At 46.4% G+C, this 18,615-nt stretch carries 16 protein-coding genes and 1 tRNA gene; 14 read left to right on the forward strand and 3 right to left on the reverse strand.

Features of this window, described 5'->3' with window-relative positions; all coding sequences use genetic code 11:
- Window positions 1-248 precede the first annotated feature (248 nt).
- Together CSHOW_RS03120 and CSHOW_RS03125 are read right to left on the reverse strand one after the other, a co-directional pair.
- Complete coding sequence (locus CSHOW_RS03120) at window positions 249-1,112, reverse strand: CbrC family protein (RefSeq protein WP_002948427.1); 864 nt, start codon at window positions 1,110-1,112, stop codon at window positions 249-251.
- Window positions 1,113-1,193: 81 nt separating this feature from the next.
- The gene (locus tag CSHOW_RS03125) at window positions 1,194-1,610 is read right to left on the reverse strand and encodes an SseB family protein (RefSeq protein ID WP_002948429.1); all 417 of its coding nucleotides are present in this window, start codon (window positions 1,608-1,610) and stop codon (window positions 1,194-1,196) included.
- A gap of 110 nt (window positions 1,611-1,720) precedes the next feature.
- Here CSHOW_RS03125 and CSHOW_RS03130 point away from each other — a divergent pair.
- A tRNA-Ile gene (locus CSHOW_RS03130) sits at window positions 1,721-1,797 on the forward strand.
- A gap of 246 nt (window positions 1,798-2,043) precedes the next feature.
- On the opposite strand, the gene CSHOW_RS03135 is transcribed toward CSHOW_RS03130, so the two are convergent.
- Window positions 2,044-3,150 carry an FtsW/RodA/SpoVE family cell cycle protein gene (locus CSHOW_RS03135; RefSeq protein WP_002948430.1) on the reverse strand — a complete coding sequence of 369 codons (1,107 nt, stop codon included), beginning with the start codon at window positions 3,148-3,150 and terminating at the stop codon, window positions 2,044-2,046.
- Window positions 3,151-3,202: 52 nt separating this feature from the next.
- Between CSHOW_RS03135 and CSHOW_RS03140 the strand changes: the two genes are divergently transcribed.
- The 13 genes from CSHOW_RS03140 (at window position 3,203) to mnmC (ending at window position 18,567) form a co-directional block, all read left to right on the forward strand.
- Complete coding sequence (locus CSHOW_RS03140; protein ID WP_050770750.1) at window positions 3,203-4,219, forward strand: RluA family pseudouridine synthase; 1,017 nt, start codon at window positions 3,203-3,205, stop codon at window positions 4,217-4,219.
- On the forward strand, window positions 4,149-5,366 hold the full coding sequence (locus tag CSHOW_RS03145; protein WP_100066931.1) for a fibronectin type III domain-containing protein: 1,218 nt from the start codon (window positions 4,149-4,151) through the stop codon (window positions 5,364-5,366). Before CSHOW_RS03140 ends, CSHOW_RS03145 begins: the two co-directional genes overlap by 71 nt.
- Window positions 5,366-6,544 (forward strand): tRNA (guanosine(46)-N7)-methyltransferase TrmB, encoded by a 1,179-nt coding sequence (gene trmB, locus CSHOW_RS03150; RefSeq protein WP_002948433.1) that lies wholly within the window; start codon window positions 5,366-5,368, stop codon window positions 6,542-6,544. Before CSHOW_RS03145 ends, trmB begins: the two co-directional genes overlap by 1 nt.
- A complete protein-coding gene (locus CSHOW_RS03155) occupies window positions 6,528-7,199 on the forward strand; it encodes a cell division ATP-binding protein FtsE (RefSeq protein WP_002948434.1) in 672 nt (223 codons plus the stop codon). Before trmB ends, CSHOW_RS03155 begins: the two co-directional genes overlap by 17 nt.
- Window positions 7,186-7,995, forward strand: a complete 810-nt coding sequence (locus CSHOW_RS03160; protein WP_002948435.1) for a cell division protein FtsX — start codon at window positions 7,186-7,188, stop codon at window positions 7,993-7,995. The genes CSHOW_RS03155 and CSHOW_RS03160 overlap by 14 nt, the downstream gene beginning before the upstream one ends.
- Entirely contained in the window at window positions 7,992-9,242 is a 1,251-nt protein-coding gene (locus tag CSHOW_RS03165) for a murein hydrolase activator EnvC family protein (protein ID WP_002948436.1), read from the forward strand. Before CSHOW_RS03160 ends, CSHOW_RS03165 begins: the two co-directional genes overlap by 4 nt.
- 71 nt (window positions 9,243-9,313) lie before the next feature.
- Window positions 9,314-10,033: a UMP kinase gene (gene pyrH, locus CSHOW_RS03170; RefSeq protein ID WP_002948445.1), complete on the forward strand. Its 720-nt coding sequence runs from the start codon at window positions 9,314-9,316 to the stop codon at window positions 10,031-10,033.
- 15 nt (window positions 10,034-10,048) lie between these two features.
- Window positions 10,049-10,267 carry a DNA-directed RNA polymerase subunit omega gene (locus CSHOW_RS03175; protein ID WP_002948448.1) on the forward strand — a complete coding sequence of 73 codons (219 nt, stop codon included), beginning with the start codon at window positions 10,049-10,051 and terminating at the stop codon, window positions 10,265-10,267.
- Window positions 10,251-12,449 carry a RelA/SpoT family protein gene (locus CSHOW_RS03180; RefSeq protein WP_002948450.1) on the forward strand — a complete coding sequence of 733 codons (2,199 nt, stop codon included), beginning with the start codon at window positions 10,251-10,253 and terminating at the stop codon, window positions 12,447-12,449. The genes CSHOW_RS03175 and CSHOW_RS03180 overlap by 17 nt, the downstream gene beginning before the upstream one ends.
- Before the next feature lie 17 nt (window positions 12,450-12,466).
- Window positions 12,467-13,675, forward strand: a complete 1,209-nt coding sequence (gene tyrS, locus CSHOW_RS03185) for a tyrosine--tRNA ligase (protein ID WP_002948451.1) — start codon at window positions 12,467-12,469, stop codon at window positions 13,673-13,675.
- Window positions 13,675-14,766, forward strand: coding sequence for a nitronate monooxygenase (locus CSHOW_RS03190; protein WP_002948452.1), 1,092 nt, complete (start codon window positions 13,675-13,677; stop codon window positions 14,764-14,766). The genes tyrS and CSHOW_RS03190 overlap by 1 nt, the downstream gene beginning before the upstream one ends.
- Complete coding sequence (locus tag CSHOW_RS03195; protein ID WP_039895192.1) at window positions 14,750-16,471, forward strand: N-acetylmuramoyl-L-alanine amidase family protein; 1,722 nt, start codon at window positions 14,750-14,752, stop codon at window positions 16,469-16,471. Before CSHOW_RS03190 ends, CSHOW_RS03195 begins: the two co-directional genes overlap by 17 nt.
- On the forward strand, window positions 16,468-18,567 hold the full coding sequence (mnmC, locus tag CSHOW_RS03200) for a bifunctional tRNA (5-methylaminomethyl-2-thiouridine)(34)-methyltransferase MnmC2/FAD-dependent 5-carboxymethylaminomethyl-2-thiouridine(34) oxidoreductase MnmC1 (protein WP_002948454.1): 2,100 nt from the start codon (window positions 16,468-16,470) through the stop codon (window positions 18,565-18,567). Before CSHOW_RS03195 ends, mnmC begins: the two co-directional genes overlap by 4 nt.
- Window positions 18,568-18,615: the final 48 nt, after the last annotated feature.

The raw sequence follows: 18,615 nt of genomic DNA on the forward strand, positions 1-18,615 counted from the left end.
AATCTGCAAATTTGACTCGGCCAAAATTTAAAAAGCCAGCAAAGTTCTACTTTAGCTTCACTGCGTTCGCTACCGCTCAAAGCAGCCTGCAAGCAAGAGGAGACTGCTACGCTTGCAACCGCCAAGCATAGTGCAGTTTAAAACCCCTCAACATAAAAGCAAAATAACGTAAAATTTAACTAATGCAAATTTTACGTTTTCAAGATGCGGGTCTAGGCGAGTAAAATTTTTTAAATTTAGCCTCAAATTTAGCTCGCATCGACATAAATTTTATACTTGTCGCAGCGGATGCAGCGAAACAGATAGCCTGCCATATCGCCTCCTGCGACGAGGTAACTCTGCACGTCCTCTACCGCAAATTCGCCGTGCAGGGCGTACTCCTCAAAGACTTCGTCGGTAATACCCATCTCCTGCAGCTCCTTTGTGCCCACGTCGCCCAAAAACTCGCAGTAATCGCCGCAACAAGCAAGCCAGTGCTCTCCCTGCCAGCTAAAATATCCGGGCGTCCTTTTAAAAAGCTCCTCGGTTTTAGCCTGCGCGTCCGAAGTGCTAGGCGGCAGAGGATCTGCGTCCTGGATGAAGCTAGCGTCAAATTTCGCCGCAGCCTCACCGTTAGCTATGCAGTGCGGGCAGAGGTATTTCACGTCGCTTTCGCTATAAACGTGACCGCAATAATAAACGTCCGTCTCCTGCTCGCAGCACTCGCAAACCACGCTTACATCGTCCTTAAGCACGCCCGATTTAACGGGATCGGGGTGATAGCGAAAATGAGGCAGGCTTTTTAGCTTTTTGCTTTGGCGCGCCGCTTCGCTCGCGGTTTTGGGACGCTTTATCGCTCCCGCGTCGCCGTTTTGCACATACTGCTTCAGATAGCCGAGCTTTTTGAGTTGCTTTCTATCCTTCGGATCGCAAATTTTGCCGAGTAGCTCGCACGCGCTCTTTTTGAGTCCCAGTAGCTCGTAAACATCCACCAGCACGAGCTTTGCCTCTTTTTCATCGCATTTTTCAAGCTCGTCTTTGAACTCATACAGCGCCAAAACGCTCGCCGCGCCGCCGTTTGAGCCCCAAAACGCCTTTTGAAGCGCGATATATTTTTCTCTAAATTTATCCATTTTATCCCCTCAAATTTGCGGTTGCTGGCGGGATTATCCTTTAAATTTTACCGAGCGGACCTGCTATTTTTTGATCAAATTTCACTCTGTGCAGATCGCTTTGAGCTTAGCAAGATCTAAAATCAAACTATGCGAAAACGCGTCTATCACGACGCCTGCATATTTGCCCTCAGCGCTTTCTAGCATAGCGGCGTAGTCTTTTAGGCGCAGATTTATCGCCTCCTGCTCGGCGTCGTTTCGCCATCTCATCATCTCGCCCCTGCTAGAAAACGCCGAGAAATAGCTAAGTCCGCTCTCCTCGTCTTCTAGTAGGACAAACTTGATATTTGAGCCCTCCTCTTCATAAACCGCGCTGCCGTCTGGTTTTGCTAGGGCTTGATTTATGAGTACGGGAGCCAAAAACTCAGCCTTTTTTAGCGCCGCGATTAGTGCCTTTTCGCTTTGCTCGCCGCCGTCTAGTAAAAATGCCTCTATGAAATCGTTTAAATTTTCGTTCATCTTTTACCTTGGATTAAATTTGGCGTATTATACATTTTTGCGTTTTTAAATCAAAATTTAGTATTAAATAAGCTTTGCGTTGCTATAATCACAACCTCACTTCAGCTGGCGGGTTCATAGCTCAGTTGGTTAGAGCATCCGGCTCATAACCGGATGGTCCCAGGTTCGAGTCCTGGTGAACCCACCACTTCAATTCATCTTTATCAAATACTTTAAAGTGCATCGTCTTATTATTTTATAAGTTTGTTCGGTACATATAAAGCTTTTGTATGTATGCGTTTGTATGATCGGGGCAGGCTGTCAAAAAACGTCGTTAATAAAGTGACCTAACAACAAATGCGGTTAATATTTAAAAACTTCAAATTCTATTTGGGATTTGATTGAAAATTATTTCAATCAAAATTCACGTATGTATTTAGTAAAGTTTTTATGTTTAAATTTTAAATTTAACCAACCTATACGTCGGATCAAACCTAAACGCGAGCAAATTTTGCAAAATCCCAAAAAGGCACATAAAAGTAACGAAGCTACTGCCGCCGTAGCTGTAAAACGGCAGCGGAATGCCCACCACAGGCGCAAAGCCGATCGTCATCATGATATTTATACTCACGTAGATAAAGATAAGTATCCCGATCCCAGACGCCATCGTTTGCGTGAAATAATCATCCTTTAGCCCGTAGTTTAAGCTGAGCAGATGAGCTATCAGCGCTCCGTAAAAGCTAAGTAGCGCTAACCCTCCGTAAAATCCGTATCGCTCGATCGTGTACGCGAAAATAAAGTCGCTAGTAGAAATCGGCAAAAATTTAAAGTGCGTCTGCGTCGCCTCGTCTTTTGGCTTGCCCTTTAGTCCGCCGCTGCCGATAGCGATGATGCTCTGACGCACGTGGTAGTTGGACTCTTCGCTTAAAAAATCGGTAATGCGCTTTTTTTGATAATCGTGCAAATTTTCGTAGATCACGGGCGCCGAGAATAAAACTCCCGCAAATATTACGACCCAAATTTTTTTATTTACACCGATGATAAAAAGTACGGCATAGCCCACGATGAGTAGTATCAGTGCAGTGCCAAGATCGGGCTCTTTTAAAATCAGGACGAAAGGCAAAAGGATATAAAGGCTAAGGCGGAAAAAGTCCTTAAGACCGTAGCCGTTTTCCTCTGGCGGGCGTTGTTTAATGAGGTAGCCTAGCATCAAAAGAAGCGCCGGCTTCATGATCTCTGAGGGCTGAAGCGTAAAGTGGATAAAAGGAAACTCGAGCCATCTTTTTGCGCCCAGTTTGCTCGTGCCAAATAAATCTACGCTAATAAGCAACACGATACAAATCCAGTAAAATAGCGGTATGAGCCAGGCGATCTTGCGAATGGGAAGCAAAAAGAAAAATAAAAACAATGCTAAACCGACGCCAAAATATACAAGCTGCTTGCTAGCCAGGATAGAATTTGCCTCAGAAACCAAAATGTATGATAAAATAATAATAGGAAGTATCAAAAACGGCTGAACGAAGTCAAAATGGGTTAAAATTCGCCTATCGAGTCTTATCAAAAATTTGCCTTTTTTGAGCGATTATAGCATTTTAAAGGAAACAAATCTAAAAATGACGGAAAAAGAGATCAAAATTTTAGACGGCGCGCAGGCTAGGGCGGACGCTTTTTTGGCTACCGAGCTAAACGTCGCTAGAAACCAAGCGCTAAATTTGATAAAAAGCGGACTAGTTAGCCTAAACGGCAAGCCGCTAAATAAGCCTTCTGTAAAGCTAAATTTGGGCGACATTTTGAGGATAAAATTTGAGCAAAGCGACCCTGAGACGACTAAATTTGAAGCGGAATTTGAAGTGCCGATCATCTACGAGGACGATGATTTGCTCGTGCTAAATAAACCAGCAAATTTAGTCGTCCATCCAGCTCCCAGCGTTAAGGAACCCACGCTTGTGGACTGGCTCGGTGCAAAGGGATTTTTGCTGTCAAATTTAAGCGGGCAAAGTAGGGCAGGTATCGTTCACAGGCTAGATAAGGGCACTAGCGGAGCTATCGTCGTAGCCAAAAATAACGCCGCTCACGCCGCGCTTTCAAATCAGCTAAGCGACAAAAGCATGGGGCGCATTTATCTAGCGCTAACCGATCTGCCGCTCAAGCAAAACTGCATCGTCGAGCGAGCTATCGGACGAAATCCCGCTAACCGCCTAAAAAAGGCGATAGTTTCAAGCGGCCGCGCGGCGAAAAGCGCCTTTGCGAATTTGCTTTTTAGCGAATTTGACGGCCCCGTGCAGAGCAAAAACGCGGGCGTAAATTTGATCGCGGCAAAGCTTTTTACAGGCAGAACTCATCAGATCAGAGTGCATCTAGCTAGCCTAAACCGCCATATTTTGGGCGATGCTTTATACGGTTTTAAGAGCGAAAAGGATAAAATCGGCCGAGTAATGCTTCACGCCTACGGGCTATATTTCACACATCCGCGCTCAGGCGAACAAATGAGCTTCGTCGCGCCTATTTGGGATGATTTTAGTGAAATTTTACTTAGCAAATTTAGCAAGGAGAATATAGATGAAAAGATTGATTTTATGGGGCTTAGCGAGCTCTTTAGCCATTGTGATGAGTGGATGTGTATCCTCTAGCGGCCCTGCGCAAGTAAATCCGAATTTGCCGACCGTCCAGAGCCTAAAAACTATAAGCGATATGACCGAAGTGGGCTTTGAGTGGACTCCGACTCCGACATCAAACGTCGCGGGCTACTATCTATACCGCTCAAATCCAAACGAAAATAACGGCAAAATGAAGGTCGTAGCCGACATAAAAGACCGCTTTGCCAGCCACTACGTGGATGCAAATTTGGCTCCCGAGACGACCTATACCTACGAGATGAGAACGTATAACGCGAGTAAGCAAATTTCAGGCCCCGGTATGATGGTTAGCGCCACAACCAAGGCGCTTATGGATTCCGTGCCTTTTGTTAGAGCGCTTACGAATTTACCAGAGCGCGTGAAACTCATCTGGAGACCGCATCCAGACCTTCGCGTGGCGTCTTACGTCGTCGAAAAAGCCGATATAAATAAAGAAAACTGGAGACAAATCGCCGAGGTAAAAGGCAGACTAAACGCCGAGTATATCGATGACGACGTGAAGCCTGGCAGAAGCTATAAATATAGAGTTTTCGTAAAAACTACTAGCGGAACGATCTCAAAACCTAGCGAGATCGTGGACTCCACGACAAAGCAGCTGCCAAGCGAGGTCGTAAACGCGCAGGCTACTCAAAATGTGCCTAAAAAGATTATTTTGACATGGGACAGCGTGGCTAGCGACGATTTTGGCTACTATAAAATTTACAGCACGTCAAGCAAAATTATGCCATACACCTATCTCGTCAAAACCACGTCAAACAGCTACGAGGATCTCATAAACGAAAACGGCGCGACTAGATACTATAAAATCACCATCGTCGATAAAGACGGCCTAGAGTCTAAAAAGCCTAGCGAGCCTATCATCGGTATGACGCTAGGAGCTATCGACGCGCCGGTCGTATCCTCTATCGTAGCCGACAGCACGGCGGTTAAGCTCACGTGGAATGCCTCTGATAAGGCTAGAAACTTTACCGTTATAAGAGACGGCGGAGGAAGCGAGCAGAAATTTACAAATATAAGCGGCAATGAATTTGTCGATAATAGCGTTGCTTACGGGCAAAAATATAGCTATAAAGTGATCGCCGTAGATGAATACGGCATAAGCTCCGACGCTTCTGCTAAAGCCGAGATAGCCGTCGAATAATGCCCAATTTTATAGCTAAAAACGTAAATTTTACTCCAAAAGATTGCGGCGAGATAAGCTTTTTTTGGGAGGCTCGCGGCAGGCAGGGCGTAAGCCTTATTTATACTAAAAGCTCTAGCGAGGAGTTTTTTATCACGCTAAAAAAGCGTGAAAGCGACTGGGTCGTAAAGGGCGAAAAGCTAACAAAGCCTGCCAAAATAGGGCTTTTGCAAAATGCTTTGGTTAAATTTAAAGAGCTTTATTGCGATCAAATTTTAAGCGAAGCTATCGCGGTAAAAAACACGCGCCTAACGCAAAAAGACTCGGCGATCTTTAGCGTGGGCGAGTTGCTTGAGAATTTAAATCAGAGCGAATTTGATAGCAAATTTATCGAGATTGGATTTGGTTCGGGCAGGCATTTGCTATTTCAGGCGGAAAATAACCCAAATACGCTAGTTATCGGCATCGAGGTCTACAAGCCCTCGCTCGAGCAAGTCGCAAAGCTGGCAAAAGCTAAAAATCTAAACAACGTCATGCTCGTAAACTGCGACGCGAGACTGCTTTTATCGCTTGTGGAGTCAAATTTTATAGATAAAATTTTCCTTCATTTTCCTGTGCCTTGGGACGATGCTCCTCATAGGCGCGTGGCGTCGGCTAAATTTGCCCTGGAGTGCGAGCGAACGCTAAAAGTGGGCGGCAAATTTGAGCTGCGAACCGATAGCCGCGAGTATGCAGACTTTACTTTGGCTCAAATTTTAGATCTAAGCGACGCCGACGTGCAAATTTACAAAAACCGCGATCTAAAAGTAAGCAGCAAATATGAAGACCGCTGGAAAAGGCACCAAAAAGATATTTACGACGTTATCTTTACCTGCGAAAAGCAAAGCGAACCAAGGACAGGTCAAGGCGAGCTAAAATTTGAAAACGGCTACGATGTGAGCAAGATCTCGGCTAAATTTAGCAATCAAACGATAAAAGAGGATGATTTTTTCTTGCATTTAGAGGAAAAATACGAAAAAAATGACGGCGAAATTTTGATTCGCGCTGCGTTTGGCGCATTTAACGCGCCCGAGCACTGTTATGTTTTGCTCGGCGAAAAAGGCGCGGAATATTTTATAAAAAAGCCGCTCGTTACGGCTGAAAATTTAAAGGCGCATCTTGCGTTGAAGGAGTATTTGGCGGATGCAAAAAATAATTAGCGCAAGCGGGCTTTGCCTAGGATACGAGGGCTGCGAAAAGCTCATAACGGACGCGAAATTTGACATTTACGCCAATGATTTCGTTTTTATCACCGGGCAAAGCGGCAGCGGCAAATCAACGCTTTTAAAATCTTTTTACGGCGAGATAAAACCGAGTGCTGGCTCGCTAAACGTCTGCCTAACCGATATGATGAATCTTGGCGGGCAAAATCTAGATAAACTAAGGCAGCGCATCGGCGTGGTTTTTCAAAACTACCGCTTGATAAGCGAGTGGAACATCGAAAAAAACGTGATGCTGCCGCTAATGATAAAAGGCCTTAGCGCTAACGTTTGTAAAAATCAGGCGACCAAGCTTTTAAAGCATGTAAATTTGCTCCACAGAGCGCACAAATATCCAAATGAGCTAAGCGGCGGCGAACAGCAGCGAGCCGCGATGGCTAGGGCGCTCGCGCATAATCCAAATTTGCTACTTTGCGACGAGCCGACGGGTAGCCTCGATGAATACTCAAGCGACGTTATCTGGGGGCTTTTGCGCTCGGCTAAGGAGTTTTTAGGTACCTGCATCGTGGTCGTCACGCACAGGGTGCCAAGCTCGCTAAGAGTGCCCTACAGACATCTTGCTATAGAAAATGGACGCCTATATGAAATTCTTTAAAAACCACTTAAGCACTATAATTCCGCTTATGGCGTTACTCGTGGGCATTCAGTTTATATTGCTAGTCGGGCGAGTGGTGGACGAGTATGAGTCCGTGATGAACAAAGACTATAACATTATAATCGTAAGTCAAAACGAGCTAAACGCTACCGACGTAAAGCCGCTCGTTCATACGTTTGAATCTCTTGAACCGCTTAGTTCAAAGCCCGTACTAGAGAAGCTCTCTAAAGATATTTCATCAAAAAATATCGCCATTTTGCAAAATGCGTTGCCTAAATTTTACTCGCTAAAGCTAAATGCCTTTCCAAGCACCCAATATATGCAAGAGATAAAGGATAAAATTTCAAAGATTAACGGCGTGAGCAAGGTGGAGACCTTTTCAAAAACGCATGATAAAATTTATAAAATCATGCAGCTTATTAAAAATATTTCGGCGATATTTTCGGGGCTAATCGGGCTAATCGGGCTTATGCTCATCGCAAAACAGATGCGAATTTGGCTATACGAGCACAAGGAGCGCATCGAGATAATGACGCTACTGGGCGCTCCGTCGTGGCTAAAATCGGGCGCGTTATACAAAAACGCGCTGTTTGATTCGTTTATAGCGACCGTTTTGGTGGCGGTTTTTTACATTATCTTGCCGGATTTGCAGCCCGTTAAAGAGGTCGCTGCGGATCTAAATATAAATCTGCCGGCAATAGATCTGTTTTACGAGGGCGGAGTACTGCTGGGCGTTTCGCTTGCGATTAGTTTTTTTGCCGTTTATTTCGTGACTAGAAAAGCAACGGCGATATGAGAAAAATTTGTGTTTTGCTGGCTGCCATGCTTTGCTTAAATGCAAGCACGGGCGAGAAAATAAAAAATCAAACGACCTATCTCGAGTCCTCAAAAGAGCTTGAAAAGCAGCTAAATAAAAAGCTCGACGACCTGGCCGGCGACATACTCGGCGGCGAAAAAAGCGTCAAGCAAACCGACGACAAGATGAAAGAGCTCATCGTCCAAATAGCGCAGCTGGAAAATAGCGCCAAGAGCGCTAGCGGCGAGCTTGACGAGTTGGTAAAGCAAAACAAAGACCTCACGCAAAGCCAAAAAGATATCCAAAAAAGCATAGTGCGTATCATCTCGGACGAGTTTTCTTTCGATCTCATAATGCCAAAAGAGTACGAGGAGGGTGTGGATAGTATCATCGCGACCGAGATTTTAAGCAAGCTAAACTCGGTGCTAAAGGATGATTTTAACGAGCTAGCTAAACAGTACGAAAGTACGCAAAATTTGATAAAAACCCAAAACGACAAGATAGACGGGATAAAGTCAAATTTAAAAACCTTTAAATTTAAGCAAGCCGAGCTCGTTTCCCTGCAGGATAAGCAGATGAAAACGCTGGCAAATTTAAAGCGGGATAAGGAAATTTATCAAAAGCAACTCTCGCGCCTACAAGCCCAACAAGACGAGATCAGAAAGACTCTAGAAGAGCTAAAAATCGTCGCCAAAAGAGAGAGCGAGGAGGCCAAAAAAGCTCTGGCCGCACAAAAAGCGGCTGAGGCTAAAGCTCAAAAAAATAAGAAAGATAAAAAAGGCGAGGCCGTAGCAAACGCGTCTGAGGGCGACGTGAAACAGTTTGGCTCGAGCTATCAAACTAGCCTTGTTAAAAAATATAGCGGCGAAAAGACTATCGCGCCGCTTGAGAGCTTTACGGTTAAGCAAAAATTCGGCAACTACGTCGATCCCATCTATAACATCAAAATTTTTAACGAATCGGTCGTGCTAAGCGCAAATTCGGCCGACGCAAAGGTAAAAAGCGTCTTTAACGGCAAAGTAGTCTTTGCCAAAGAAACCGCGATGCTAGATAAAGTAGTCATCATCGAAAATCCAAATGGTATCCACACGATCTATGCGCACCTTAGCCAGATCGCCCCTACCGTAAAAGTTGGAGCAAAAGTGCAAAAAGGCTACGTCATCGGCCGCGTGCAGCGAGATTTGACCTTTGAAGTTACGCAGAAAAACTACCACATAGACCCCCTCGAGCTAATCAGCCTAAAATAGCACCTGCGCGCCGAGATTAGCAAAATTTAAAGCAAATTTAGCTAAAATCCGAAAATTTAAGGAGATGAAAAATGGAGCGAAAAAAGCGAATTTTAGTTAAATTTTCAGGCGAGGCGCTAGCTGGAGACAGCGGCTTTGGTATAGATAACGCGGTGCTTAAATTTATCGCAAAACAGATCAAAGAGCTAGTAGAAAACGGCATCCAAGTAGGTATCGTTATCGGCGGAGGCAACATCATACGCGGCGTTAGCGCGGCTAGAGACGGCATCATAAAGCGCACCAGCGGCGATCACATGGGCATGCTAGCTACCGTAATAAACTCTATCGCGATGAGAGAGGCGCTAGAGAGCGTGGGTCTGGATGTGCGCGTACAAAGCGCGATAAAGATGGAAGCTATCTGTGAAACTTTCATCGTCGGACGCGCGAACAGACACCTCGAAAAAGGCCGCGTCGTGATCTTTGCCGCGGGAACTGGAAATCCGTTTTTCACCACTGATACGGCGGCTACTTTGCGTGCTATCGAGATAGACTCAGATATGATAATCAAAGCTACGAAAGTGGACGGCGTTTACGATAAAGACCCGCATAAATTTGAAAATGCGACGTTGCTGAAAGAGCTAAACTACGAACTTGCTATGAGTGACGATATCAAAGTGATGGACGATACCGCTATCGCGCTAGCTAAGGATAATTCGCTACCGATCTTGGTGTGCAATATGTTTAAAGACGGAAACCTGCTCAAAATCATACAAGGCGACGAGAGTGCGTTTTGCTCTATCGTAAGAAATTAAATTTAAGGAGAATAAATGAGATCTGAAGAAGTAGCGGCAAAGGCTCTAAAACTCGTCGGAGACGATAGATATATGCTGGCTCTAGCGGTAGCTAAAAGAGCTGAGGCTCTAGCCGGCGGCGCAAAAAGCCTACTTGATATCGACGTTACTAAGATGAAATTTGCCGATATCGCCCTACGCGAGATAGCTGAGGGCAAGATAGCTTTAGAGGGCATAGTTGAAGCAGCTAAATAGCGGATTTTTACTAGAACAATTAATCGACGATATAACCGCTTGCAAGGACGTCGCTCAGGCGAGACAACTACTTAGCGAGCTGATAAATTTTACGCCGAATTTAGAGTGCGCGATCGAATGTTGCGTTATCTCGCATGCGGGGCAGTTTAGAAAAAGCGGCGAACCGTACGCAATACACCCTATCCTAGTGGCCTGCATCGTGGCGCACATGGGCGGAGACGAGGATATGATTATTGCCGCCTTGCTTCACGATGTGGTCGAGGATACGGATAGATCGATCGAGAGTGTGCGAGAGGACTTTGGCGAAGAGGTCGCAAAGCTAGTCGAGGGGCTAACCAAAATCGTAGCCATCAGAGAGGATAAGCTCGCAAGCTCGGAGTCAAACGAGCGTCTAGCGGCGTCAGCTATGACATTTCGCAAGATGCTACTAATCTCCATCGAGGACGTGAGAGTGCTCGTGGTAAAGCTCTGTGATAGACTGCACAATATGCTCACGCTACAAGCTTTGCGTCCTGAAAAGCAAAAACGAATAGCCGAAGAGACGCTTATGGTTTATGCTCCGATCGCGCATAGGCTGGGCATTTCGTCGATAAAAAACGTGCTTGAGGATCTTAGCTTTAAGTATGCTTTGCCCGAAGAGTACAAAAAAATCGACGACTACTTAACCGAGCACAAACAGCAGCTCGTACTAAAGCTAAACGCATTTACCGATAAAATTTTTCAAATTTTACTTAAAAACGGTTTTAGCGAAAACGACTTTGAGATACAAAAGCGCATCAAGCACCACTACTCGATCTACTTAAAAATGCAGCGAAAAGGCATCTCGATCGAGGAGGTGCTAGACCTGCTAGCTGCGCGCGTACTGGTTAAAGAGCCGCAGGATTGCTATTTAGTGCTTGGAAATTTACATATAAATTTTAATCCCTTAATCTCGCGTTTCAAAGACTACGTCGCGCTTCCGAAGCAAAACGGCTACCAGACGATACACACTACGATATTTGACAATAAAAGCATCTTTGAGGTTCAAATTCGCACCTTTGACATGCACAAGACCGCAGAATACGGCGTCGCAGCGCACTGGAAATACAAAAGCGGCGGTTTTTTAAATCCCAAACTAGACTGGCTAAGCGACATCAGCGGCATAGAAAACGGCATGGAGGAAGCGAGCGAAAACCCGGAGGAGCTCTACGAATACGCAAAAGACAGCCTCTACGTCGAGGATGTCGCGGTTTATTCGCCAAAGGGCGATATATTCACGCTTCCGCGCGGCGCTACGGCACTTGACTACGCTTACGAGATACACACGCACGTAGGCTTGCACGCCAAAGAAGCCTACGTAAACCGCGTGCGCGTGCCGCTACTAACGGAGCTAAAAAACGGCGATATCGTTAGCATCGTGACGGGAGATGAGCCAAAATACCGCTGTTCGTGGCTGGGCAGCGTAAAAACGGGCAAAGCTAGAGCCACGATCCGATCGTACTGCAAGCAAAAGATAAGAGATATAAACAACATGGTCGCGATCGAAATTTTAAGCGGCATCTTTGCCGTGCCTTCTCAAACTATCGAGCAGTGGCTAGAGACTGAAAATTTGACCAAGAAAATTTTTAGAGCCGCGTTTGATTCAGTTTACCTGCAGGACGTGGTAAACGCGCTAAAAAAATACGTAAAAAGAGACCGTCCGTTTGCCATCGCGATGACGGACAAATACAACGTCAAAAAGCAAAAATTTGAAAACATCGTGATTTACTCGAACCACAAGATAAACAGCATTGAGTTTGATTATTGCTGTAATCCAAAGCGCGGCGACGATATCGTGGGATTTAGAAACTATCACCACGTCACAGTCCACCACAAGCTTTGCGAGCGGTTTATGAAGCTAGCCGAAGAAAAAAACGAGATGATTTTCGTCAAATGGACGCGAGTCGCTCCTCATAGATTTAAGATCATATTAAGCCTAGAAAACAGACGCGGGTCGCTTGCGGAGTTTTTGACGTATATGGCGAAAATGCAGATTGATCTCGTAACTATCAGCCTCACCGAAACTAGAGAGGCAACGGCGGACTTTTTCGAGCTGACGATCGAGCTTGGCGAAAATTTGAACGTGAACGAGATAAAGGAGCGACTAAGAGATCGCTACAAGATCATCGACTTCGTGTCGCTTGACGACGCATACGGACATTAATAAATTTAGGAGAGAATATGGGCGAAAATTTGAGCAAAATAATGAGCGATATAAAAAAGGGCGTCGCCGAGATGATAGACGAGGAGCGCATCGAAAATTTAGTAAAAAACTACTATGAAAAGGGCGAAAATTTCTACGTTAAGGCAGGCTTTGACCCGACGGCTCCCGATTTGCACCTAGGTCACACCGTAGTGCTTCAAAAGATGGCTCTTTTACAAAAGCACGGAGCGATAGTGCAGTTTTTGATAGGCGATTTCACGGGGCAAATCGGCGATCCAAGCGGCAAAAGCCAGACGCGAAAAAAGCTAGACCGCGAGACCGTGGTGGCAAATGCTAAAACCTACGAGGAGCAGGTTTTTAAAATCCTAGACCCGCAAAAAACGAAGTTGATGTTTAACTCCAAGTGGCTAAACGAGCTGGGAGCCGCGGGCATCGTGGAGCTAACTAGCACCTTTGCCGTGGCTAGGATGCTTGAGCGCGATGATTTTGAAAAAAGATATAAAAGCGGAGCCTCGATTTCGATTAGCGAGTTTTTATATCCGCTGCTTCAGGGCTACGACAGCGTCGCGATGAAGTGCGATATCGAGATGGGCGGCACGGATCAGAAATTTAACCTTTTAATGGGGCGAACCTTGCAGCGAGTTTACAACGTCGGCAAGGAACAAGCCGTCATAATGATGCCGCTTTTAGAGGGGCTTGACGGCGTAAATAAAATGAGTAAGAGCTTAGGCAACTACATAGGCGTGACCGACGAGCCAAACGATATGTTTGCTAAAGTTTTGAGCGTGAGCGACGAGCTGATGTGGCGCTGGTACGAGCTTCTAAGCGAAAAAAGCACGGAAGAAATCGCAAATTTAAAAGCAGACGTAGCTAGCGGCAAAGCTCACCCAAAAGCCGTAAAAGAGGCTCTCGCGCTAGAAATCACGGCTAGATATAATGGCGAAGCGGCGGCAAAAGAGGCGAAGGCTGAATTTGACCGCGTGCACTCGCAAAATTTGATCCCGACCGAGATGGACGAGTTTGAGCTCTCGGCTCCTGTTTGGATCGTGCAGGCGCTCACTCACTGCGGACTATGCGCTAGCAGCTCTCAGGCGCGCCGAGACATCGCGGCAAACGCCGTCAGTCTAAATCAAGAAAAGATTGCCGACGAGCAGCTAAAGCTGGGCGCTGGCGAATACGTCTTGCAGGTCGGCAAGCGTAAATTTGCAAAACTAAAGGTAACCTGATGCAACCCGTAAAAATCGGAAAATACGATATAAAATACCCGATAATCCAAGGCGGAATGGGGCTTGGTATCAGTTGGGATAGACTCGCCGGAAACGTCAGCCTAGAAGGTGGCCTAGGCGTCATAAGCTCGGTAGGAACGGGCTACTACGAAGGACGAAAATACATCACCAAAGAGCTAAACGCCAAGCCGTACGGCAGCGGAAATTTCTACTCGCGAGAGGGGCTAAAAGCCGTCATTGATAACGCGCGTAAAATTTGCGGCGACAGGCCTCTTGGGGTAAATATCCTATACGCAAGCAACGACTACGAACGCATCGTAAAAGACGCCTGCGACCACGGCATAAACGTGATCATCACGGGCGCGGGGCTACCTACGAATCTGCCTGAATTTACCGTAGATTACCCGGACGTGGCTTTGGTGCCTATCGTGTCCTCGGCAAAGGCGCTAAAAATCATCTGCAAACGTTGGCAGGGGCGCTACGGTAGGCTTCCAGACGCGGTGGTGCTCGAGGGGCCTCTTAGCGGCGGGCACCAGGGATTTACCTACGAGCAGTGTATCGATCCCGCGTACAGCCTGGAAAATTTGATAACGCCAGTTAGCGAAGAGATAAAGCAGTGGGGCGATTTTCCGCTATTTGCCGCGGGCGGCATCTGGGATAAAAACGACATCGATAGGGCTATTTCGCTTGGCGCAAACGGCGTGCAGATGGGCACTCGCTTTATCGGTACGCACGAGTGCGACGCTAGCGAAGAGTTTAAGCAGGTACTCCTTGCGGCTAAAAAAGAGGACATCGAGCTAATCAAAAGCCCCGTAGGCTACCCAGCGCGCGGCGTCAGGACAAATTTAATAAATCTAGTCGATAAACGCCAAGGGCCCAAAATCAGCTGCGTAAGCAACTGCGTAAGCCCGTGTCAGCGCGGCAAAGAGGCTAAAGAGGTAGGATACTGCATCGCGGATCGCCTCTACGACGCATTTGAGGGGCGCAAGGAGACGGGGCTGTTTTTCACGGGCGCAAACGGCTACAGGCTGAACGAGATAATAAGCGTGAAAGAACTATTTGAAAAACTGATAAATGGCGAAGATAGTTAAATTATTTTTAATACTTCTATTTTTTTTGAATAGCGCGGTTTGCGCAAGCGCTTTATCGAGTTTAGATAAATTCGATAAAAATTTTGATAGCGCAGCCAATAAAGAAAAGATCGCAATGCATCAAGAGCTAAGGACTCTTTACGTAAAATCCATAATGGAAAATAACGTAAATTTAAGAGTCCAAAGCCTAACTAGACTAATAAAAAGCTCAAAAGCCCTAGGGCTAGATACCAAACCGTATGAAAAAGAGCTCGCGAGCATACCGCAGTCTGCAAAGCCAAGCGAAGAAAAACCAAAACAAGAAATAAAGCAGGTCAAAAAAGAACAACAAAAACAAGAGCCGAAGCAAAAAGAAGTAAAGCTAAGTCAGCTTTCCTCCGCTCCGTTGGCCGTTCAAAATACTAAAACCGTCAAAAATCAAACTTTGCAGCTTCTAGAAGCTTTGGACAACGACGGAAATTTCGAGCTAAAATTTAACCGCCAGCTAAACGGCAATGATATTAAAAAAACCGACCTTAATCAAAAAGGTTCTTATAAAACGATTTATGAATTCAAAGGAATTTGGAGCGGCGGAAAACTGCAAAGATTTAAGAACTACTTGGTGGACGAGATCCGCATAAGTCAGTTTGACGAAAAAATCGTTAGGGTGGTATTCGTAAGTCAATTCGAGCCAAATTTAAAACTTAGAGTCGATAATCAGTCTTTAATTTTCTCAAAGGCTAAGCCCACGCAAAGCCAAAATTTAACGAGTCAAAACAGTAAACAAAAAAATCATCAACCGTCTATCAAGCAAGAGCTCCCCAAAATCGCTGCAAATTCGAAATCTGAAATAACTCAAATACAACAGCAAAAAGCAACTCAACACCAAGCTCAAAATCAAAAGCTCGCTCAGCAAAAGCAAGAAAAAGTTGCCGCGCAGACCAAGACGGATGCTAAAAAAACCCAAAGCACCACCGAAAAGGATGAGCAAGAAATCGTGTTAGCACCGGTAAAAACGGCGGCCACTAAAAAAACCACAAGCGCTAAAGGCAAGGTTGTCGTCCTTGACGCAGGGCACGGCGGCGACGATCCGGGGGCTATAAACGGCTCTCTAAAAGAGAAAAACATCGTGCTAAGCATCGCGCAAAAGGCGGGCAAGGAGCTGCAAGAGCGCGGCTATAAGGTTTATTACACGCGTAGCAAGGATAAATTTATCAACCTTCGCGACCGCACGAAATACGCCAACGACAAAGCTGCTGACCTCTTTATCTCCATCCACGCAAACGCCGCGCCGAGCAAAACCAAGGCGGCGACTATGCGCGGCATAGAGACGTTTTTCCTCTCGCCGGCTCGTTCCGAGCGTAGCAAAAACGCCGCTGCCCTGGAAAACAAATCCGACATCGAGGAGATGAACTATTTTTCTAAGCAGACATTTTTAAATTTCCTTAACCGCGAGAAAATCATCGCCTCAAACAAGCTCGCCATCGACGTTCAGCGCGAAGTTTTAGCGCGAGCAAAATCAGTTAGTTCAAAGGCTTCCGACGGCGGCGTTCGCGAGGCGCCTTTTTGGGTGCTAGTGGGCGCACTGATGCCTGCGGTGCTGCTTGAGGTCGGCTACATCACTCACCCTAGCGAAGGCGATCTCATAAATAACTCAAAATACCAAGATGCCCTAGCCAAGGGGCTCGCGGACGGCATTGACGTCTATTTTTCAAACCAGCAATGAAAAGCGCGCGAGTCGTTTTAAATGGCGGCATCCCGTTTAGCCCCGAATTTGACGACATTTACTTTAACGCAGACGACCCTATCGGCCAGAGCGAGTATGTTTTTAACTCCGTTTTTGACGAAATTTGGAACAAAAAGAGCGAATTCAACGTGCTTGAGACGGGATTTGGCGCAGGGTTAAATTTCCTCTGCGCTTTTAAAAGATTTAAAAATACGGATAAATTTTTAAATTTCGTCAGTATCGAAAAAACGCCGATCTCCAAAAATGATCTGGCTAAAATTTACGCGAATTTTAGCGAGCTATCGAACGTTTCGGGCGAGCTTTTGGAGGCCTACCCGCCTCCTATTCGCGGATTTCATAGATTAAATTTAGCTCCAAACGTCACGCTTACGCTGTGCTTTGGCGACGTGGCCGAGGTTTTGGACGAGCTTAGTTTTAATGCGGACGCCGTTTTTATGGATGGCTTTGCTCCCGCTAAAAACGAAGCGATGTGGAGCGAGCTGGTTTGCGCTAAAATCGCAAATTTATGCGCTTTGGGCGCTAGCGTTTGTACGTATTCGGCCTCGGGCGCGTTAAAAAGAGCCCTGCAAAATAGCGGCTTTGAGGTAAATTTACTAAAAGGCTACGGCAAAAAGCGAGAGATGTTGCGCGCTAAATTTACCGGTGAGCGGCAAGCTGAGAATGAAATTTGGTTTAGCAGATTTGATCCCGCCGCCAGGATCGTTCCAAAGACGGCGCTAGTGATCGGCGGCGGCGTGGCTGGCTGCGTTTGCGCGTTTAAGTTGCGCAAGCAAGGTTTAAAGGTCACGATCGCCGAAAAGCGCGGCGACATCGCGCTAAACGGCTCTGGAAATCACTGCGGGATTTTGATGCCGCTTATCACGAAACCAACCGTAAATTTAGGCCGCATGCATATGAACGCCTTTTTGCAGGCAGCGCGCTTTTACGGCCAAAACCTCGGCGCCCGGGAGATAGAGTTTTGCGGCGCGACGGACTACGCATACGAGCAAAAGACGCTAGAGCGCTTTTACGAGTGGCGCGAATTTGACGCGAACAACGGCGTTTTTGAGCTAAAATTTGATAACGAGCCCTATGCTAGCGCGTTTATATTTAGCGGCGCAAAAGCTCGCCCTAGAAAGATGTGCAAGGCGGCAAGCGCGGGTATAAAAACGCTTTTAAACTGCGAATTTGCGGGCTTTGAGACGCTTGAGGGCGGCGCGGTTAGGGCTCATTTTAAGGATGGGCAAAGCATCGACGCCGACGTGCTCGTGCTTGCTATCGGTAGCGAGAGTATGGAACTTTTTGCGGACTACGACATCAGGCTTAGCTCCGTGCGCGGCCAGGTCACGCATATCGCGCCCGCCATTTTGACGTCTACGCCTTTTAGCGCCAAAGGCTATGTTTGTCCGCCTGCCCAAGGCGTGCAGGTGATCGGTGCGACTTACGACAGAAATCTTTTTTTAGACGAGCCGCGTTCTAGCGACGACGAGAAAAATTTGGCCGACGTCGCAGAGTTTTTAGGCGACAAATTTGCAAAAAACGAGTGGCTAAATTTAAACGGAGCGCGGGAGCTAAATTTGACTATCGGCCCAGACGGCGATGCTGAAAATACGGATCGCTTGGAGGTGAACAAGGGCGGCGTAAATTTAAGCAAAAGCATGGATTTGCCGGCTAAAACCGCAGATGGCCCGGCACAGACGAATAGTGCGTCAAATTTGACCGCGCCTAAAAATAACTCAAACATCGCGGCTCAAATACCGCAAAATATCCGAATAGTCGGCTCAAAAGTCGGCTACCGCAGCTATAGCGGCGACCGTTTTCCGCTCATCGGACGGCTTTATGATGAGGATTTTTATAAAGATGCTTACAAGTCGCTGCTTTGGACTAAGGGCAAGTCTAATCCGCGTCCAAAATACGTACCAAACGTCTACGTTAGCACCGCTCACGGCTCGCGTGGGCTTTGTACGGCCGTGCTTGGCGCCGAGCTCATCTGCGACCTCGTTTTTGACCGCCCGCTTTGTATAGAAAAATCGCTTTTTGACGAGCTTCACTTGGCGAGATTTCTCGTTAGGAAACTTAAAAAAGGGCTGAAGTAAGCGCAATCTCAAATCTCTTAAAATTCTATTTGCGCGACGCTGCTTTAT

This window comes from Campylobacter showae (assembly GCF_004803815.1).
Taxonomy (GTDB): domain Bacteria; phylum Campylobacterota; class Campylobacteria; order Campylobacterales; family Campylobacteraceae; genus Campylobacter_A; species Campylobacter_A showae.